The organism is Microbacterium album (genome assembly GCF_014643695.1).
Taxonomy (GTDB): domain Bacteria; phylum Actinomycetota; class Actinomycetes; order Actinomycetales; family Microbacteriaceae; genus Microbacterium; species Microbacterium album.
In genome coordinates this window covers 115,386-130,168 of the sequence record NZ_BMJY01000003.1, presented here as the reverse complement: position 1 = coordinate 130,168, position 14,783 = coordinate 115,386, and the positions used below count along the sequence as shown (strand labels likewise).

Sequence of the window (14,783 nt, the reverse complement as noted above, 5' to 3'; positions counted from 1 at the left end):
GCCTACGGCCGGCCGCTGCGAGCGGCGCCGGTGCGACCCACGGCGCGTAGGCTGGCGGGATGGGACCGCACGGGATCGAATCCGGGAGCCGGCCGTGACCGTCGTGCCGGTGACGATCGGCCGCCGCGTCGTGGCCGAGCCCGGCGCCTCCGCGTCCGGCCCTCTCGTCGACACCTTCGGTCGGGTCCACCGCGACCTGCGGATCTCCCTGACCGACCGCTGCTCGCTGCGCTGCACGTACTGCATGCCCGAGCAGGGCAACGAGTGGCTCGCCAAGTCGAGCATCCTCACGCTGGACGAGATCGAGCGCGTCGCACGCGTGGCGGCCGCCGCGGGCATCACGACCTTCCGCCTCACCGGGGGAGAGCCGCTGCTGCGAAACGACCTCGTGGAGGTCGTGCGACGGCTGCGCGCGATCGAGGGGCCGGACGGGCCGGTGCAGGTCGCGATGACCACCAACGGGATCCGGCTGCCCGAGGCGCTGCCCGGCCTGATCGACGCCGGCCTCGGCCGGCTCAACATCTCGATCGACACGCTCCGGCGCGACCGCTTCCACGCGCTCACCCGGCGCGATCGGCTCGACGACGTCCTGCAGGGCATCGCCGCCGCGGCGGCGTCGGGGCTCGCTCCGCTCAAGCTCAACGCCGTCGCCATGCGCGAGGTCAACGACGACGAGCTCGTCGAGCTGGTCGAGTTCGCGATCTCGCACGGCGCGCAGCTGCGCTTCATCGAGCAGATGCCGCTCGACGCCGGGCACACATGGTCGCGCGAGCGCATGGTCACGCGCGACGAGATCCTCGCAACGCTCTCGCGTCGCTGGCACCTCACCCCCGTGCCGGGTCGCGGCGGCGCGCCCGCGGAGACCTGGACCCTCGACGGCGGTCCCCACCGCGTCGGCGTGATCGCGTCCGTCACGGCGCCGTTCTGCGGCGACTGCGATCGGCTGCGTCTGACCGCCGACGGTCAGCTGCGCAACTGCCTGTTCTCGACCACGGAGTTCGACGTGCTGCCCATCCTGCGGGGCGACTCCGACGACATCGACCGCGACCTCGACGCCATGATGCGCGGCTGCATCCTGCGCAAGCTCCCCGGGCACGCCATCGACGACCCGTCCTTCCTCCAGCCCGCGCGCGGCATGAACGCGATCGGCGGCTGACCGGCCGCGTTCGGCGCGCCGCTTCGCCCGCCACGGAATCGGAGAAAGCCACGCCCTCGGAGCGATCCGGCGGATCGGTTCCGAGACGGTGGATTCCTCCGACGCGGTGGCGCTGCGTCGGCCGGCGCGGACGTCTCAGAGGTGCGTCACCGACAGGTCGGGAGCAGTCTCGAGGAGGCGGGCGGCCGCGCGATAGCGTTCCGCGATGACGTCAGCGATGCGCGGATCCGGCGCGAGCGGCGCCGTCACGACGTCCGCGCCCGCCGCCGCGACGACGTTCGCGAAGTGCCCCGGCGCGAGCACGTAGCTCGCGGCCACGACGCGACCGGCGCCCGCGGCGCGCGCGGTCTGGACCGCGGCGCCGATGCGCGGGTCAGCGCCGGCGGCGTACCCCACCGTCACCGGATTCGGGATGCGCGCGGCCAGGAGGTCCCGCATGCGCTCGACGTGGACGGCCGCCTCCGGGCGGGACGATCCGGCCGCCGCGAGCACGACGTGGTCGCGCGCCTCCAGTCCTGCCTCGTCGAGCCGTGCGGAGAGCACCTCCGCCAGCAGGGGATGCGGACCGAGGGGGTCGGTCGCGACGACACCGCCGCGCGAGCGGGCAGCGCGCGCGATGTCGACGCCGGTGTGGAACCCCGCCGACAGCAGCAGCGGCACGATCACCGCGGGGCCCGCCATGGCGGCGACCACCTCGTCCACCGACGGTTCCTGCACGTCGACGAACGCCTCGGCGACGCGCGTGCCGGGCAGCTTCAGGAGAGCCAGGAGCGCATGGATCGCTTCGCGCCCCTCCGCGAAGTGCGTTCCGTGTGAGCAGGCGATCAGGGCGGGATGCGACGGCACGGTCAGTCCTCCACATTCAGGCGGTATCCGCGCTTGACGACGGTCTTGATCACATCGGGCGCGCCCAGCGCCTCCCGCAGCCGTGCGACCGCCATCTCCACGGCGTTCGCGCTCTGGCCCGAGCGGGGCAGCACGCGCTGCAGCTCGGCTCGCGAGACGACGCCGCCGCCCGCGTCGAACAGCGCGGAGAGCACGTCAGCGCCGGCGGGCGAGAGCGCGACGACCCGCCCGCCCAGCACGGCGCCTCCGCTGCGCAGCTCGAGACGCCCCGCCGGGGTCACGTACGAGGGCGCGTGGCCGCCGCCGAAGTGGGTGACGACCGCGCGCACGAGCGATCCCAGGCGGCCCCGCTCCGCGACGAGCGTCTCGACCCCCGCGGCGCGCAACGGCTCCGCGGTCACCGGACCGACGGCGGTCATCAGCAGGCGCCCCCGCGCGGCGAGACCGCGGATGGCATCGGTGACGCCGGCCCGCTCGGCCTCGGCGAGCCACTCGGCAGCACCGGGGGCCGACGTGAACAGCACGGCGTCGTACTCGCCGTGGGCCGCGGCCACCACGGAGCGACGGACGAGCGCCGGGTCGGGCGGCGGCCCCCAGCGGTACACCGTGAGGCTGACGACGTCCGCGCCGTGCGCGGTGAAGAGCTCGTCGAGGCCGTCGGCGCCCGAGCCGTGATGCTGCACCGCGACGCGCTTGCCGGTCACGCCCTCCGCGACGAGGTAGGCGCCGAGCTCCGCCGCCGTCTCCGATTCCGCGACCCAGTCTGCGGTCAGCCCGGCCTGCTGGATCGCGCCCCGCGCCTTGGGCCCGCGCGCGACGAGCTGCGCTCCGCGGAACGCCGCCGCGAGCTCGTCCGCGAGATCCGCCTCCTGCGCGGCCTCCATCCAGCCGCGGAAGCCCACGCCCGTGGTGGCCACGACGATGTCGGGCGGATGGGCGATGAGCTCGCGCGTGCGGGCGATCAGCGTCGCGTCGTCGATGTGCGACTCGATCGTGAGCGCCGCCGCCTGTTGCACGGTCGCGCCGTGCCGTTCGAGCGCCGCCGTCAGCTCGCTCGAGCGGCGGTCGACGGCGATGAGGATCGCGCATCCCGCCAACGCCGTCGAGAGCAGGCGCGGCGACGCGTCGGCCGGTCCGGGAGTGGGGGGCATGCGATGGCTCACCCGGATGCGGCCGCGCCGGCGGGGGAGGGCGCGGGGAGCAACAGCTGCTCGCGCGCGACCTCGCCGATCACGATCACGGCCGGGTTGGTCACGCCGGCGTTCGTCGCGTCGGCCACCGCCTTCGCCAGCGTGGTGAAGGTGGTCCGCTGGTGCGATGTGTGGCCGCTCTCGACGATCGCCACCGGGCGGCTCGCGGGTGCGCCCGCCTCGAGCGCTCCCGCGACGATCCGCTCGAGCGCGGCCACGCCCATCAGCACGATGGTCGTCACGGTCTCGTCGGCGAGGGCGGCGAGCGTGCCGGCGCCGAGCGGCGCCTGTCCGTTGACCACGTGCATCGCGCCGGCCACCCCGCGGTGCGTCACCGGGATGCCGGCCGCCTGAGGCACGGCGATCGCCGAGCTGGGCGCCGGGACTACCTCCACCGGCACGCCGGCCGCCAGGCAGGCGGTGACCTCCTCGCCGCCCCGGCCGAACACGAATGGGTCGCCGCCCTTGAGCCGCACCACGCGGCGGCCCGCGCGCGCGCGCTCGACGAGCAGGGCGTTGATCCGCTCTTGCGGCACCGGGTGGTGGCCGGGGCGCTTGCCCACGTCGATCACCTCGACCTCGGGATCCAGGTCGGCCAGCACGTCCACGGGGCCGAGGCGGTCGGCGATGACGACGTCGGCCTCCGCCAGCAGCCGACGCGCGCGCACCGTCATGAGGTCGATGGGCCCCGGCCCGCCGCCGACGAGCGACACGCGGCCGCGCGCCGCCTTGCGCACCCTGCGCAGCGGCAGCGCGCCCTCCTCGAGCAGGCGACCGATCGCGTCGCGCACCCGCACGGCCCGGCGCGGATCGACGCCCGCGTCCGACGCCACTCCGACGATCACGTCGCCCGCTCGCGCCTCGGCCGCCAGGCGTGCCGTGCCGTGGGCGCCGTCCGAGGCGTTGACGCAGAACACGCGGCGCTCCTCGCACCACGCGGCCACGCGGGCATCGACGCGAGGATCGCCCGTCGCCGTGTGGACCAGCCACGCGTCGTCGAGGTCCTCCTCGCGCACCGCGCGCGGGATCCACTCCGCGTCGGCGGCCCGGACGAGGTCGTGCGTCTCGGCGCCGAGCGCGGGCGCCACGACCCGCACTCGCGCGCCTTCGTCCCGCAGCCTCGGCAGGCGCCGCGCGGCGACCGAGCCGCCCCCCACGAGCACCACGCGCCGGCCCTGCAGCGTCACCCCGATCATCGTGGTCACGATCCGTCCCCCTCCCAGCGGATGAACACGTCTCCGTCCCGCACCGCGACGGGCCAGACGGGGATGTCGCGCGCGTCCTTCCCCTGCGTCTCCACCACCCGGCCTGTGCGCAGGTCCCATGCCTGCTTGTGCAGCGGCGAGGCGATCGTGGGGATCTCGGCGTGCGTCCCGTCGGACTCCGAGTATCCCGGTCGCGTGTTTCCCGACGGCGTCGGCGTGTTACCGAGCGATTTCGTGCCCACGATGCCACGGGACAGCACGTGCGCGCGCCCGTAGGGGTCGAAGTTCGACACGGCCCGCACGCTGCCGTCGGCGAGGAGGAACAGCGCGACCTGCGTGTCGCCGAGCAGCGCCGCCCGGCCCCGTTCCACCTCGAGGTCCGAAAGCGCGCAGACCCGCACCCAGGCCGGTGCGCGCGCGATGTCGGCGGCGGGGGACGGGGCGGAGGTCATCGGCGCACCTCCAGGGTCGTGCCGGCGATCAGGACACCGGCCTCCCGGCGCTCCTCCTCGGACGCGGGGCGCACCTGCCCTCGTTCGGCGACGTAGGCGAGCGACGGATCCGGCGTGTCGGGCGCGTTCACGAACGACGCGAAGCGGGCGAGCTTCTCGGGATCCCGCAGCGTGGCCGCCCACTCGTCCTCGTACTCGTCCACGTGCCGCGCCATCGCGGCATCGAGGTCGGCGCAGATCCCGAGGCTGTCGTCGAAGATCACGCGCCTCAGCTCGTCGATCCCTCCCTCCAGCTCGGCGACCCAGGGCGCCGTGCGCTGCAGGCGGTCGGCGGTGCGGATGTAGTAGAGGAAGAACCGATCGATCGCGCGGATCAGCGCATCGTCGTCCAGTCCCTCGGCGAGCAGCTGCGCGTGCCGCGGGGTGAAGCCGCCGTTGCCGCCCACGTACATGTTCCAGCCGTTCTCGGTGGCGATCACGCCGACGTCCTTGCCGCGTGCCTCGGCGCACTCTCGTGCGCAGCCCGAGACGCCGAGCTTGAGCTTGTGCGGGGCGCGCAGTCCGCGATAGCGCAGCTCGAGCCGCACGGCCATGCCGACGGCGTCGAGCACTCCGTACCGGCACCATGTCGAGCCGACGCACGACTTCACGGTGCGCAGCGACTTGCCGTAGGCGTGGCCGGACTCGAAGCCCGCGTCGACGAGGCGCTTCCAGATGAGCGGCAGCTGTTCCAGCCGCGCCCCGAACATGTCGACCCGCTGTCCGCCGGTGATCTTGGTGTACAGCCCGAAGTCCTTCGCGACCTGGCCGACCGCGATCAGGCCCTCGGGCGTCACCTCGCCGCCGGGCATGCGCGGCACGACGGAGTACGAGCCGTCCTTCTGCATGTTGGCCATGACGTGGTCGTTGGTGTCCTGGAGCGACGCGTTCTCGCCGTCGAGCACGTGCCGCCCCACGAGGCCGGCGAGGATGCTCGCGATGGCCGGCTTGCAGACGTCGCAGCCGCGACCGCGGCCGAAGCGCTCGATGATCGCGCTGAAGGTCGTCAGCCCCGACACCAGGATCGCGTCGTAGAGACGTCGCCGGGACAGATCGAAGTGCTCGCACAGCGCGTCGCTCACGGTGTGGCCGAGCGCGGCGAGCTCCGTTCCCACGATCTTCTTCACGGCCAGGAAGCACGAGCCGCACGTGGCTCCGGCCTTCGTGCAGGCCTTGACCGCCGCGGCGTCCGCGCAGCCGTCCTGATGCACAGCCTGCCGAATGCGCCCGGCCGTGACGCTCGAGCAGGAGCATACGACCGCGGCGTCCGGAAGATCGCCCGATGGCGGTTCGACGCCGTCCGCGGGCAGGAGGTATGCCGCGGGATCGGCGCCGAGCGGGCTGCCGACCAGCGGGCGCAGGGCTCCGTATGCCGCGGCGTCGCCCACGAGGATGCCGCCGAGCAGCGTCGTGGCGTCGTCCGAGAGCACGAGCTTCTTGTACACGCCGGCGACGGGATCGGCGTAGACGACGTCGAGCGCGCCGGGCGAGGTCGCGAACGCGTCGCCGAAGCTCGCCACATCGACGCCGGAGAGCTTGAGCTTGGCGGAGTCGTCGTAACCGGGGAAACAGGCGTCGCCGCCGAGGAGCCGGGTCGCGGCGACCTCGGCCATCGCGTACCCGGGCGCGACGAGCCCGACGCAGCGGCCGTCGAAGCTCGCGACCTCGCCGATGGCCAGGATCGCGGGATCGCTCGTGAGGCACCCCTCGTCGATCGTCACGCCGCCCTGCGGCTCGACCCGCAGCCCCGCCGCCCTGGCGAGCTCGTCGCGCGGACGGACGCCGACGGTGAAGACGACCACGTCGGCCGCGGCGTACGACCCGTCCTGGAACTCCAGGCCCGCCACGTTGCCGGTGTGGTCCGGATCCAGCCGTGTCGTGCGGCTCTCCGTGCGCACGGCGATGCCCCGTGCCTCGATGAGACGCCGCAGGGTCGCACCACCGCGTGCGTCGAGCTGCGCCGACATGAGCCTGTCGGAGGACTGCACGACGGTGCACGACACGCCGAGCCCCTGCAGGGCGCCGGCCGCCTCGAGCCCCAGCAGGCCGCCGCCGATCACAGCGCCGACGAGCGGGCGCCCGAGCTGTTCGGCGCGGCGGCGCACGAAGTGCTCGAGCCCGACGAGGTCGTCGAGCGTGCGGTACACGAAGCAGCCGGGCAGCGAGAAGCCGTCGAGCGCCAGCGTCGCGGCGTACGAGCCCGTCGCGAGCACGAGCGCGTCGTACGGCACGGTGCGGTGCGAGCGCGTCGTGACGGTGCGCGTCTCCCGGTCGATCCGGATGACGGGGTCGGTCGGTGCGAACGACACGCGCGGGTCGTCGAGCACGTCCTGATCGAGGCTCAGCTCGGCGGGGGAGGTGCCCTCGAGGTAGGCCGTGAGGCCGACGCGGTCGTAGGGCGCGCGTCCCTCCTCGCCGAGGAGGGTGATCCGCACCTCGTCGCCGGCCCGGCTCAGCAGGCTCTCGACGAAGCGGTGCGCCACCATGCCGGCGCCGACGACGACGACGCGGAGGGACGGGGCGGTCGGGACGGTCATGTCGCTCCTGCGGTGGGTGATCACGGACGGTGATGACCCTCACGCTAGGAACGGCGTGTTTCGCGGCGCCGCGACGTTCGGTTACCCCGAGCGAACGATTCGCTCACCTCGAGCGGGACCTGTTTGTGAGAACAGGTGCCCCGCGGGCGACGGAGTGCGACGGATCAGGCGACGCCGAGGAACGAGCGGTCCGTGAGGACGATCGGGCCGTCCTCCGTGATCGCGACCGTGTGCTCGGAGTGGGCGCCGCGGGAGCCGTCGGCGCTGCGCAGCGTCCATCCGTCCGGGTCCGTGACCAGCTCGTCGGTCGTGTGCAGGAACCACGGCTCGAGCGCGACCACGAGCCCCGGCTTGAGGGGATAGCCGCGGCCGGGCCGGCCGTCGTTGGGCACGTGCGGGTCGCCGTGCATGGTGCGGCCGACGCCGTGGCCGCCGAAGTCCGTGTTGATGCTGAGTCCCTCGGCGCGCGCGACCGCCGCGATCGCCGCCGAGATGTCGCCGACGCGGTTGCCGACGGTCGCCGCCGCGATGGCGGCGTCCAGGGCGCGCTGGGTGGTCTCGATGAGCGCGAGGTCCTCGTCGCGCGGCGTGCCGACGACGAACGACACGGCCGAGTCAGCCACCCACCCGTCGACCGCCACGGCGAAGTCGAGCGTCACGAGGTCGCCGTCGCGCAGCGCGTAGTCGTGGGGCAGCCCGTGGAGCACCGCATCGTTGATCGACGTGCAGATCACCTTGCCGAACGGGCTCGCGCCGAAGGAGGGGTGGTAGTCGATGTAGCACGACTCGGCGCCGGCGCGGCGGATGAGCTCGTGCGCGCGCCGGTCGATCGCGAGCAGGTTCGTGCCGACCTTCGTCTCCTCCCGCAGCGTCGCGAGGCTCTCGGCCACGAACCGGCCGGCGGGCCGCATCTGCTCGATCTCGGCCGGGGTGCGCAGTTCGATCATGGAAGTCCTCTCGCTCCCCTCCATTGTCCCAGAGCCCAGGCTGTGCCTTCCGTGTGCACCCTGCCCGCGGCGCCCCGCGCCGGGTCGCCAGCCCGTAGCATCGGGGTATGGCGCTGCGTCGCATCTTCTCCCGGTGGCTCTGGCCGGCCGCCGCCGTGCTGCCGCTCTGGCTGCTGCTGGGCTGGGCGGTCTTCGGCGCGAGCGGCTGGGCGTTCCTGTGGGTGCTCTTCATCGCGATGCCCTCCGTCGCGCTCACCCAGGTCGTGCTCACGCTGCTCGTGCGCGCCCGTCCGTCGTTCCGCCAGACGCGTGCGGTCTCGTGGATCGACGTGGCCGGATTCGGTGTATGGCACGCGCTCACGATCGCCGTCGGCCTGTTCAGCGCGCGCTGGTTCGGCCTGCTGCTGACCCTCGCGATCGCGGCGGCCATCGCCCTGTTCTGGATCCAGCTCTGGCAGCTGTGGCGCGAGGCCGCGTCGCGGGTCGGACGCGTCTCGTTCGCCGAGGCCGAGGGCATCCTGCGCGGTGAGCAGAGCGGGTTCCCGGGCGCTCGCACGCGGCAGGGCACCGGCACGCCCGTGATCGTGGTCGAGGAGGGGCAGCAGCCCCGAGCTTGACACGCCCGCGTGCGTTTGGAACGCGCGCTGCGGCGTGGCACAATGGATCCTTGTGCCGTGGCCGGCGCAGCCGTCGCTGCGCCCGCTTCGCCGCTCTGCCCCAGGGGAGCCGAGGGTCTTCGACCTCACAGCACACGCATACACCTCATCGAATTCGAACGCGGCCGACCTGTGGCGGCCGCAGGAAGTGATCCGACATGCACATCCTCGACGCCGTCGACGCGGCCTCGCTCCGCTCCGACATCCCCGCCTTCGGTCCCGGTGACACCGTCAAGGTGCACGTGAACATCGTCGAGGGCAGCCGCTCGCGTATCCAGGTGTTCCAGGGCGTCGTCATCGGCCGCCAGGGCGACGGCGTGCGCGAGACCTTCACGGTCCGCAAGATCAGCTTCCAGGTCGGCGTGGAGCGCACGTTCCCGGTGCACTCGCCCGTGATCGACCACATCGAGGTCGTCACGCGCGGCGACGTCCGCCGCGCCAAGCTCTACTACCTGCGCAGCCTGCGCGGCAAGAAGGCGAAGATCAAGGAGAAGCGCGACAACGGCTGAGTCGTCGCCTCCTCCGACGGAACCCCGTGGCCCGATGGGCGCGGGGTTCCGTCGTTTCCGGGCCCGGCGAGCGCAAGCCCGGGGAATCGCGGGACTCACGGGCGTTCCCCGGCGGGCCTTCAGGAGCAGGGTGCGGAGTGTGCGACCCTGGAGGGAGCGCCTTTCCGGCGCACGGCTTTCGAAGGATCACATGAGCAGCGAGCAGTCCGCCCCCGCGGCGCAGGATTCCCGTCGCGGTCGCGGATGGCTGGCCTTCCTGCGCGACGTCGTCGTGATCGTCGTGATCGCGGTCCTCGTGTCGTTCCTCGTGAAGACCTTCGTCGTGCGGTCCTTCTTCATCCCCTCGGCGTCGATGGAGGACACGCTGCTGGTCGACGACCGGATCCTCGTCGACGAGCTCACTCCGAACTGGGCCGGCTACTCGCGAGGCGACGTCGTCGTGTTCGCCGACCCCGGGGGCTGGCTCGAGCCCACGCCGCAGCCGGAGCGCTCGCCCATCGTCGAGGGCATCGACTGGGTGCTCAACCTCGTGGGGCTCTCGGCGTCCGACTCGCAGGATCATCTCGTCAAGCGCATCATCGGCCTTCCCGGCGACCACGTCGTCTGCTGCAACGCACTCGGGCAGATCACCGTGAACGGCGTGCCGATCGACGAGCTCGGGTACATCAAGCTGCCGGCCGGGGACACCGTGGCGTCGGAGAAGGCGTTCGACGTCGTCGTGCCGGACGGGTCGCTGTGGGTCCTGGGCGACAACCGGAACCGCTCGAAGGACTCGCGCTACAACACCGAGCAGCCGGGGGAGGGGTTCGTTCCCCTCGACAACGTCGTCGGCAAGGTCTTCCTGCGCATGTGGCCCCTCGACCGCTTCGGCGGGGTGGACGGCCACCACTCCGTGTTCGCGGGCGTGCCCGAGGACGAGGAGGGCGATCCGGGGGAGGCGTCGCGCTGATGCCCGTCGCCGTGCCCACCCTCGCACTCGAGCGGGAGCTGCTGCGCGACGCTCCCTTCGTGTTCGCGTGCGATGAGGTGGGCCGCGGCGCCCTCGCGGGGCCCGTCGCCGTGGGCGCGTCCGTGATCGACGCCGACGCGGCCGCGATCGCCGTTCCGGAGGGGCTGCGCGACTCGAAGCTCGTGGCCGAGGCCCGGCGCGCGGCCGTCGCGGAGCGCGCCGCGGGATGGGTGCGCGCGAGCGCCGTGGGATGGGCCGAGGCGTGGGAGATCGACGAGGTCGGCATCATGCGCGCACTGGGGCTCGCCGCCATCCGGGCCCTCGCGGCGCTCGAGGAGCGCGGCTTCGCGCCCGCCGCCGGCGTCGTGCTGCTCGACGGAAACCACGACTACATCACGTCGGCCGGCGCCACCGGCATCACCGTGCGTCCGGTCGTGAAGGCTGACCGCGACTGCGCCTCGGCCGCGGCGGCGTCCGTGATCGCGAAGGTCGCGCGCGACGCGCGCATGACGACGCTGCACGAGGAGCTCCCGGCGTACGAGTGGTGCCGGAACAAGGGGTACGCGAGCCCGGTGCACCGTGCGGCGATCCGCGAGCGCGGGCTGAGTCACCATCACCGCCGCTCGTGGAGCATCGCCGACGCCCCCACCCTCTTCTGAGGCGCGGCGCCGGCCGGATCGGCACGGCGATCGACGCGGGTCGCACGACCTAGGATGGAGCCATCATGGATGACGACGTCTTCGAAGACTACGACCGGGAACTCGAACTCGCGCTCTATCGCGAGTACCGGGATGTCGTCTCGCAGTTCCAGTACGTGATCGAGACCGAGCGGCGCTTCTACCTCGCGAACGACGTCAGCGTCGTGCGTCACGACACGGAGCACGACTTCTACTTCGAACTGACGATGACGGACGTCTGGGTCTGGGACATCTACCGCGCCGACCGCTTCGTCAAGTCGGTGCGCGTGCTGACCTTCAAGGACGTCAACATCGAGGAGCTCTCCCGGCGCGACTTCCAGCTGCCCGAGGAGCTCTCGCTCGACGGCAAGTAGCCCGCCCGAGCGGGACGCCTCGTCCCCAGGGGGAAGAGCGCGGGGGTTGTTCGCGTCGGCGCCGACCGGGCGGATCGCGGGCCCGGGAGCGGGCGAGGCTCTTCGCATGGCACGCAAGGACGACCTGGGGAGAGCAGGCGAGGAACGCGCCGCGCTGTACCTGACCAGACGCGGTTACGAGATCCTCGACCGGAACTGGCGCTGCGCCGACGGCGAGATCGACATCGTCGCGGCCCACGGGCGCGACATCGCCGTGGTCGAGGTCAAGACCCGCACGAGCATCGGGTACGGGCATCCGTTCGCCGCGATCGACGACCGCAAGCTCGCGCGGCTATGGCGGCTGGCGATGGCGTGGGCGAGCGCGCATCCGGGCCGGGCCCGGTACCGGCGCCTCCGCGTCGACGCGATCGCGATCATCGGCCCCGCCCCCACCACGGGCACGCTGGAGCACCTGGAGGGCCTGAGATGAGGGTCGCGCGCACGTGGGCGGTGGCCCTGACGGGGCTGCGCGGCGAGCTCATCGAGGTCGAGGCCGACATCACGGCGCAGAAGCCCGATTTCCGTCTCATCGGGCTCGCGGACAAGGCGCTCGGAGAGGCGGTGAGGCGCGTCACGAACGCGTGCGAGAACAGCGAGATGCGCTTGCCCGACCGGCGGCTCACAGTCAACCTGTCTCCGGCGGGCCTGCCCAAGCAGGGCACCGGCTTCGACCTCGCGATCGCCGTCGCGGCGATCGCGACGGACGGGCTCGTGCTGCCCGACTCGCTCGCCCGCACGGTGCACATCGGCGAGCTGGGGCTCGACGGGCGCCTCCGACCCGTCCCGGGAGTGCTGCCGGCCGTGCATGCGGCCGCGGCGCGCGGCTTCGAGCGGTTCGTCGTGCCCCACGCGAACCTCGCCGAGGCCCGGCTCGTGCCGGACGTCGAGGTGCTCGGGGCGGTGTCACTCGCGGAGGTGGCCCGGTGGCACGGCGCGGACGTCGAGGTGCCCGATCTCGAACCGGTCCCTGCGCCGCCCCGCGCCCGCCCCACCGAAGAGCGGATCGACCTCGCGGACGTCGTCGGGCAGCCGGCCGCGGTCGACGCGCTCATCGTCGCGGCCGCGGGCGGGCACCATCTGCTGATGTCGGGCCCGCCCGGGGCGGGGAAGACGATGCTCGCGCGCCGGCTCCCCGGCATCCTGCCGCCCCTCGACGAGGACAGCGCGCTCGAGGTCGCGTCGCTGCGCTCCCTGGCGGGGGAGGCGGTCACGAGCCTGACGCTCACCCCGCCCTTCGAAGCCCCGCACCACTCCGCGTCGATCGCGGCCCTCGTGGGCGGCGGCTCGCGCACCGCCCGCCCCGGCGCGATCGCGCGGGCCAGCCGGGGCGTGCTGTTCATCGACGAGGCGGCCGAGGCGCCCACGGGCGTGCTCGACGCGCTGCGGCAGCCGCTCGAGCAAGGCCGCATCGAGATCCACCGCGCGGGATTCCGCGCGGAGTTCCCCGCGCGCTTCCAGCTGGTGCTCGCGACCAACCCGTGCCCGTGCGGGGAGTACGGGGTGCGCGGCGGCACGTGCATCTGCGCCCCCATGGTGATCCGGCGCTATCTCTCGCGGCTCTCGGGCCCGCTGCTCGACCGCATGGACATCGACCTGCGCCTCCAGCGCGTCTCCACCGCACGGCAGACCGAGGGCCCCGCCGTGACGACCGCCGAGGCGCGGGCGCGCGTGAGCGCGGCGCGCGTCGCCGCGGCCGAGCGCCTGCGCGACACGCCCTGGCGGACGAACGCCGAGGTTCCCGGGACGTGGCTGCGTCAGGGGCCCTGCCCCGTCCCGGCCGAGGCGCGTCGTCCGCTCGACGCGGCGCTGCAACGTGGTGCGATCACCCTGCGCGGCTATGACCGCATCCTCCGCGTCGCGTGGACGCTGGCCGATCTCGCGGGTCGAGAGCTCCCCGCCGCCGCCGACGTCGGGCAGGCACTGTTCCTGAAGAAGGGCATCGTCCCGTGAGCGCCGCCACCCCCCACCCCGCGGACCTGTCGCGGGACCCGGACCTCTTACGCGACGCGGACGGGCTGAACGCTCCGGTGGCGGACCGGCGCGCGCTGCTGCTCCGGCTGGCGTGGAGCGTGATCGCCGAGCCCGGAGACGGCGTCGCGGGCCGACTGGCGGCGGCGCTGGGCGTGGCCGGGGCTCTCGAGTTCGTGAGCACGGCGCGCGAGCGGGCGCTGCCCCCCTCGGGAGCGGACGTCTCGGCGAGGGAGCTCGCGGCGGCGCTGGAACGCTGGCGTCCCCGGCTCGGCGCGCGCCTGCTGCGCGACGCCGTCCGGGCCGCGCGGCGCGCGCGGCTGACCGTGCTGATCCCGGAGGGCGAGCTGTGGCCGAGCCGGCTGCCCGACCTGGGGCCTCACGCTCCGTTCGCGCTCTGGGTGCGCGGCGATGCGCCCGCGCTGGCGCGGCTCGAGCGGTCGATCGCGATCGTCGGGGCGCGGGCCGCGACTCCCTACGGCGAGCACGTCGCCGGCATGCTGGCGGGGGAGCTGGCCGAACGCGGCGTGTGCGTCGTGTCCGGCGGCGCCTACGGAGTCGACGGTGTGTCGCACCGCGCCGCGTTGGGCGCGGGCGGCCCGACGATCGCGTTCGTGGCGGGCGGTGCCGACCGCGTGTACCCGGCCGCGCACGCGCACCTCTTCGCGCGCATCGCCGAGCGCGGCGCCGTCGTCAGCGAGGTTCCCCCGGGGGTGGCCCCGACCAAGTGGCGCTTCCTGCAGCGCAACAGGCTCATCGCCGCCGTCAGCGGCGCCACCGTCGTGGTCGAGGCGGGGCGGCGCAGCGGCTCGCTCAACACCGCCGGGCACGCGGCCGCGCTCGGCCGCCCGCTCGGGGCGGTGCCCGGGCCGGTCACGAGCGCGACGTCCGAGGGCAGTCATCGACTGCTGCGCGAGTTCGACGCCATGTGCATCACCAGCTGCGCGGATGCGCTCGAGCTGCTCGGCGAGTGGGACGAAGCCGCCGCGCCGTCGGGGGAGCGAACGCGCCCGGAGACGATCCGCGTGCTCGACGCACTCGCGCCGCGGGCGTGGCGCGACGCCGACGAGATCGCCCGTCGCAGCGGGCTGTCGCTCGCCGAGGTGCAGGCACAGCTCGGCCTGCTCGAGCTCGACGGGCGGGTCGAGTCGGATCCCGAGGGCTGGCGCCTCGCCCGGTGACGGGCGAGCCCGTCGCAGGAGGCGGCTCTCGGCGGGTCGTCTCCGTACCGGCCGCGGG

15 protein-coding genes are annotated in these 14,783 nt (G+C 73.6%); 9 read left to right on the top strand and 6 right to left on the bottom strand.

The window, feature by feature from the left end; all coding sequences use genetic code 11:
• The first annotated feature begins 94 nt into the window (after window positions 1–94).
• Window positions 95–1,156, top strand: a complete 1,062-nt coding sequence (gene moaA / locus IEX37_RS05410) for a GTP 3',8-cyclase MoaA (RefSeq protein WP_373286251.1) — start codon at window positions 95–97, stop codon at window positions 1,154–1,156.
• 135 nt (window positions 1,157–1,291) lie between these two features.
• Here the strand turns inward: moaA and IEX37_RS05405 are convergent, their stop codons facing one another.
• The 6 genes from IEX37_RS05405 to map form a co-directional block, all read right to left on the bottom strand.
• Window positions 1,292–2,002 carry a sirohydrochlorin chelatase gene (locus tag IEX37_RS05405; protein ID WP_188755228.1) on the bottom strand — a complete coding sequence of 237 codons (711 nt, stop codon included), beginning with the start codon at window positions 2,000–2,002 and terminating at the stop codon, window positions 1,292–1,294.
• A 2-nt stretch (window positions 2,003–2,004) separates the two neighbouring features.
• Window positions 2,005–3,153: a uroporphyrinogen-III synthase gene (locus tag IEX37_RS05400; protein ID WP_188755227.1), complete on the bottom strand. Its 1,149-nt coding sequence runs from the start codon at window positions 3,151–3,153 to the stop codon at window positions 2,005–2,007.
• A gap of 8 nt (window positions 3,154–3,161) precedes the next feature.
• Window positions 3,162–4,388: a uroporphyrinogen-III C-methyltransferase gene (gene cobA / locus IEX37_RS05395; protein WP_229663115.1), complete on the bottom strand. Its 1,227-nt coding sequence runs from the start codon at window positions 4,386–4,388 to the stop codon at window positions 3,162–3,164.
• Window positions 4,389–4,393: 5 nt separating this feature from the next.
• Window positions 4,394–4,849, bottom strand: a complete 456-nt coding sequence (locus IEX37_RS05390) for a nitrite reductase (NAD(P)H) small subunit (protein WP_188755225.1) — start codon at window positions 4,847–4,849, stop codon at window positions 4,394–4,396.
• The gene (nirB, locus tag IEX37_RS05385; protein ID WP_188755224.1) at window positions 4,846–7,425 is read right to left on the bottom strand and encodes a nitrite reductase large subunit NirB; all 2,580 of its coding nucleotides are present in this window, start codon (window positions 7,423–7,425) and stop codon (window positions 4,846–4,848) included. Before nirB ends, IEX37_RS05390 begins: the two co-directional genes overlap by 4 nt.
• A gap of 164 nt (window positions 7,426–7,589) precedes the next feature.
• Window positions 7,590–8,372, bottom strand: a complete 783-nt coding sequence (gene map, locus IEX37_RS05380; protein WP_188755223.1) for a type I methionyl aminopeptidase — start codon at window positions 8,370–8,372, stop codon at window positions 7,590–7,592.
• 107 nt (window positions 8,373–8,479) lie between these two features.
• Here map and IEX37_RS05375 point away from each other — a divergent pair, with 107 nt between their 5' ends.
• From IEX37_RS05375 to dprA, 8 genes are all read left to right on the top strand, one after another.
• Window positions 8,480–8,989: an MFS transporter permease gene (locus tag IEX37_RS05375; protein ID WP_188755222.1), complete on the top strand. Its 510-nt coding sequence runs from the start codon at window positions 8,480–8,482 to the stop codon at window positions 8,987–8,989.
• A gap of 197 nt (window positions 8,990–9,186) precedes the next feature.
• Window positions 9,187–9,537 (top strand): 50S ribosomal protein L19, encoded by a 351-nt coding sequence (rplS, locus tag IEX37_RS05370; protein ID WP_188755221.1) that lies wholly within the window; start codon window positions 9,187–9,189, stop codon window positions 9,535–9,537.
• A 190-nt stretch (window positions 9,538–9,727) separates the two neighbouring features.
• Window positions 9,728–10,486, top strand: a complete 759-nt coding sequence (gene lepB, locus IEX37_RS05365; RefSeq protein ID WP_188755220.1) for a signal peptidase I — start codon at window positions 9,728–9,730, stop codon at window positions 10,484–10,486.
• Complete coding sequence (gene rnhB / locus IEX37_RS05360; RefSeq protein WP_188755219.1) at window positions 10,486–11,145, top strand: ribonuclease HII; 660 nt, start codon at window positions 10,486–10,488, stop codon at window positions 11,143–11,145. Before lepB ends, rnhB begins: the two co-directional genes overlap by 1 nt.
• 65 nt (window positions 11,146–11,210) lie before the next feature.
• Window positions 11,211–11,537, top strand: coding sequence for a DUF2469 domain-containing protein (locus IEX37_RS05355; RefSeq protein ID WP_188755218.1), 327 nt, complete (start codon window positions 11,211–11,213; stop codon window positions 11,535–11,537).
• 106 nt (window positions 11,538–11,643) lie between these two features.
• The gene (locus tag IEX37_RS05350) at window positions 11,644–12,006 is read left to right on the top strand and encodes a YraN family protein (RefSeq protein WP_188755217.1); all 363 of its coding nucleotides are present in this window, start codon (window positions 11,644–11,646) and stop codon (window positions 12,004–12,006) included.
• On the top strand, window positions 12,003–13,526 hold the full coding sequence (locus IEX37_RS05345) for a YifB family Mg chelatase-like AAA ATPase (RefSeq protein WP_188755216.1): 1,524 nt from the start codon (window positions 12,003–12,005) through the stop codon (window positions 13,524–13,526). The genes IEX37_RS05350 and IEX37_RS05345 overlap by 4 nt, the downstream gene beginning before the upstream one ends.
• Complete coding sequence (gene dprA, locus IEX37_RS05340; protein ID WP_229663090.1) at window positions 13,523–14,725, top strand: DNA-processing protein DprA; 1,203 nt, start codon at window positions 13,523–13,525, stop codon at window positions 14,723–14,725. The genes IEX37_RS05345 and dprA overlap by 4 nt, the downstream gene beginning before the upstream one ends.
• Window positions 14,726–14,783: the final 58 nt, after the last annotated feature.

Excerpts from the sequence above, each read along its gene's own strand:
- IEX37_RS05400 (WP_188755227.1), bottom strand. The coding sequence starts at position 3,153 with ATGCCCCCCACTCCCGGACCGGCCGACGCGTCGCCGCGCCTGCTCTCG.
- cobA (WP_229663115.1), bottom strand. The coding sequence starts at position 4,388 with ATGATCGGGGTGACGCTGCAGGGCCGGCGCGTGGTGCTCGTGGGGGGC.
- IEX37_RS05390 (WP_188755225.1), bottom strand. The coding sequence starts at position 4,849 with ATGACCTCCGCCCCGTCCCCCGCCGCCGACATCGCGCGCGCACCGGCC.
- nirB (WP_188755224.1), bottom strand. The coding sequence starts at position 7,425 with ATGACCGTCCCGACCGCCCCGTCCCTCCGCGTCGTCGTCGTCGGCGCC.
- map (WP_188755223.1), bottom strand. The coding sequence starts at position 8,372 with ATGATCGAACTGCGCACCCCGGCCGAGATCGAGCAGATGCGGCCCGCC.
- IEX37_RS05375 (WP_188755222.1), top strand. The coding sequence starts at position 8,480 with ATGGCGCTGCGTCGCATCTTCTCCCGGTGGCTCTGGCCGGCCGCCGCC.
- rplS (WP_188755221.1), top strand. The coding sequence starts at position 9,187 with ATGCACATCCTCGACGCCGTCGACGCGGCCTCGCTCCGCTCCGACATC.
- lepB (WP_188755220.1), top strand. The coding sequence starts at position 9,728 with ATGAGCAGCGAGCAGTCCGCCCCCGCGGCGCAGGATTCCCGTCGCGGT.
- rnhB (WP_188755219.1), top strand. The coding sequence starts at position 10,486 with ATGCCCGTCGCCGTGCCCACCCTCGCACTCGAGCGGGAGCTGCTGCGC.
- IEX37_RS05355 (WP_188755218.1), top strand. The coding sequence starts at position 11,211 with ATGGATGACGACGTCTTCGAAGACTACGACCGGGAACTCGAACTCGCG.
- IEX37_RS05350 (WP_188755217.1), top strand. The coding sequence starts at position 11,644 with ATGGCACGCAAGGACGACCTGGGGAGAGCAGGCGAGGAACGCGCCGCG.
- IEX37_RS05345 (WP_188755216.1), top strand. The coding sequence starts at position 12,003 with ATGAGGGTCGCGCGCACGTGGGCGGTGGCCCTGACGGGGCTGCGCGGC.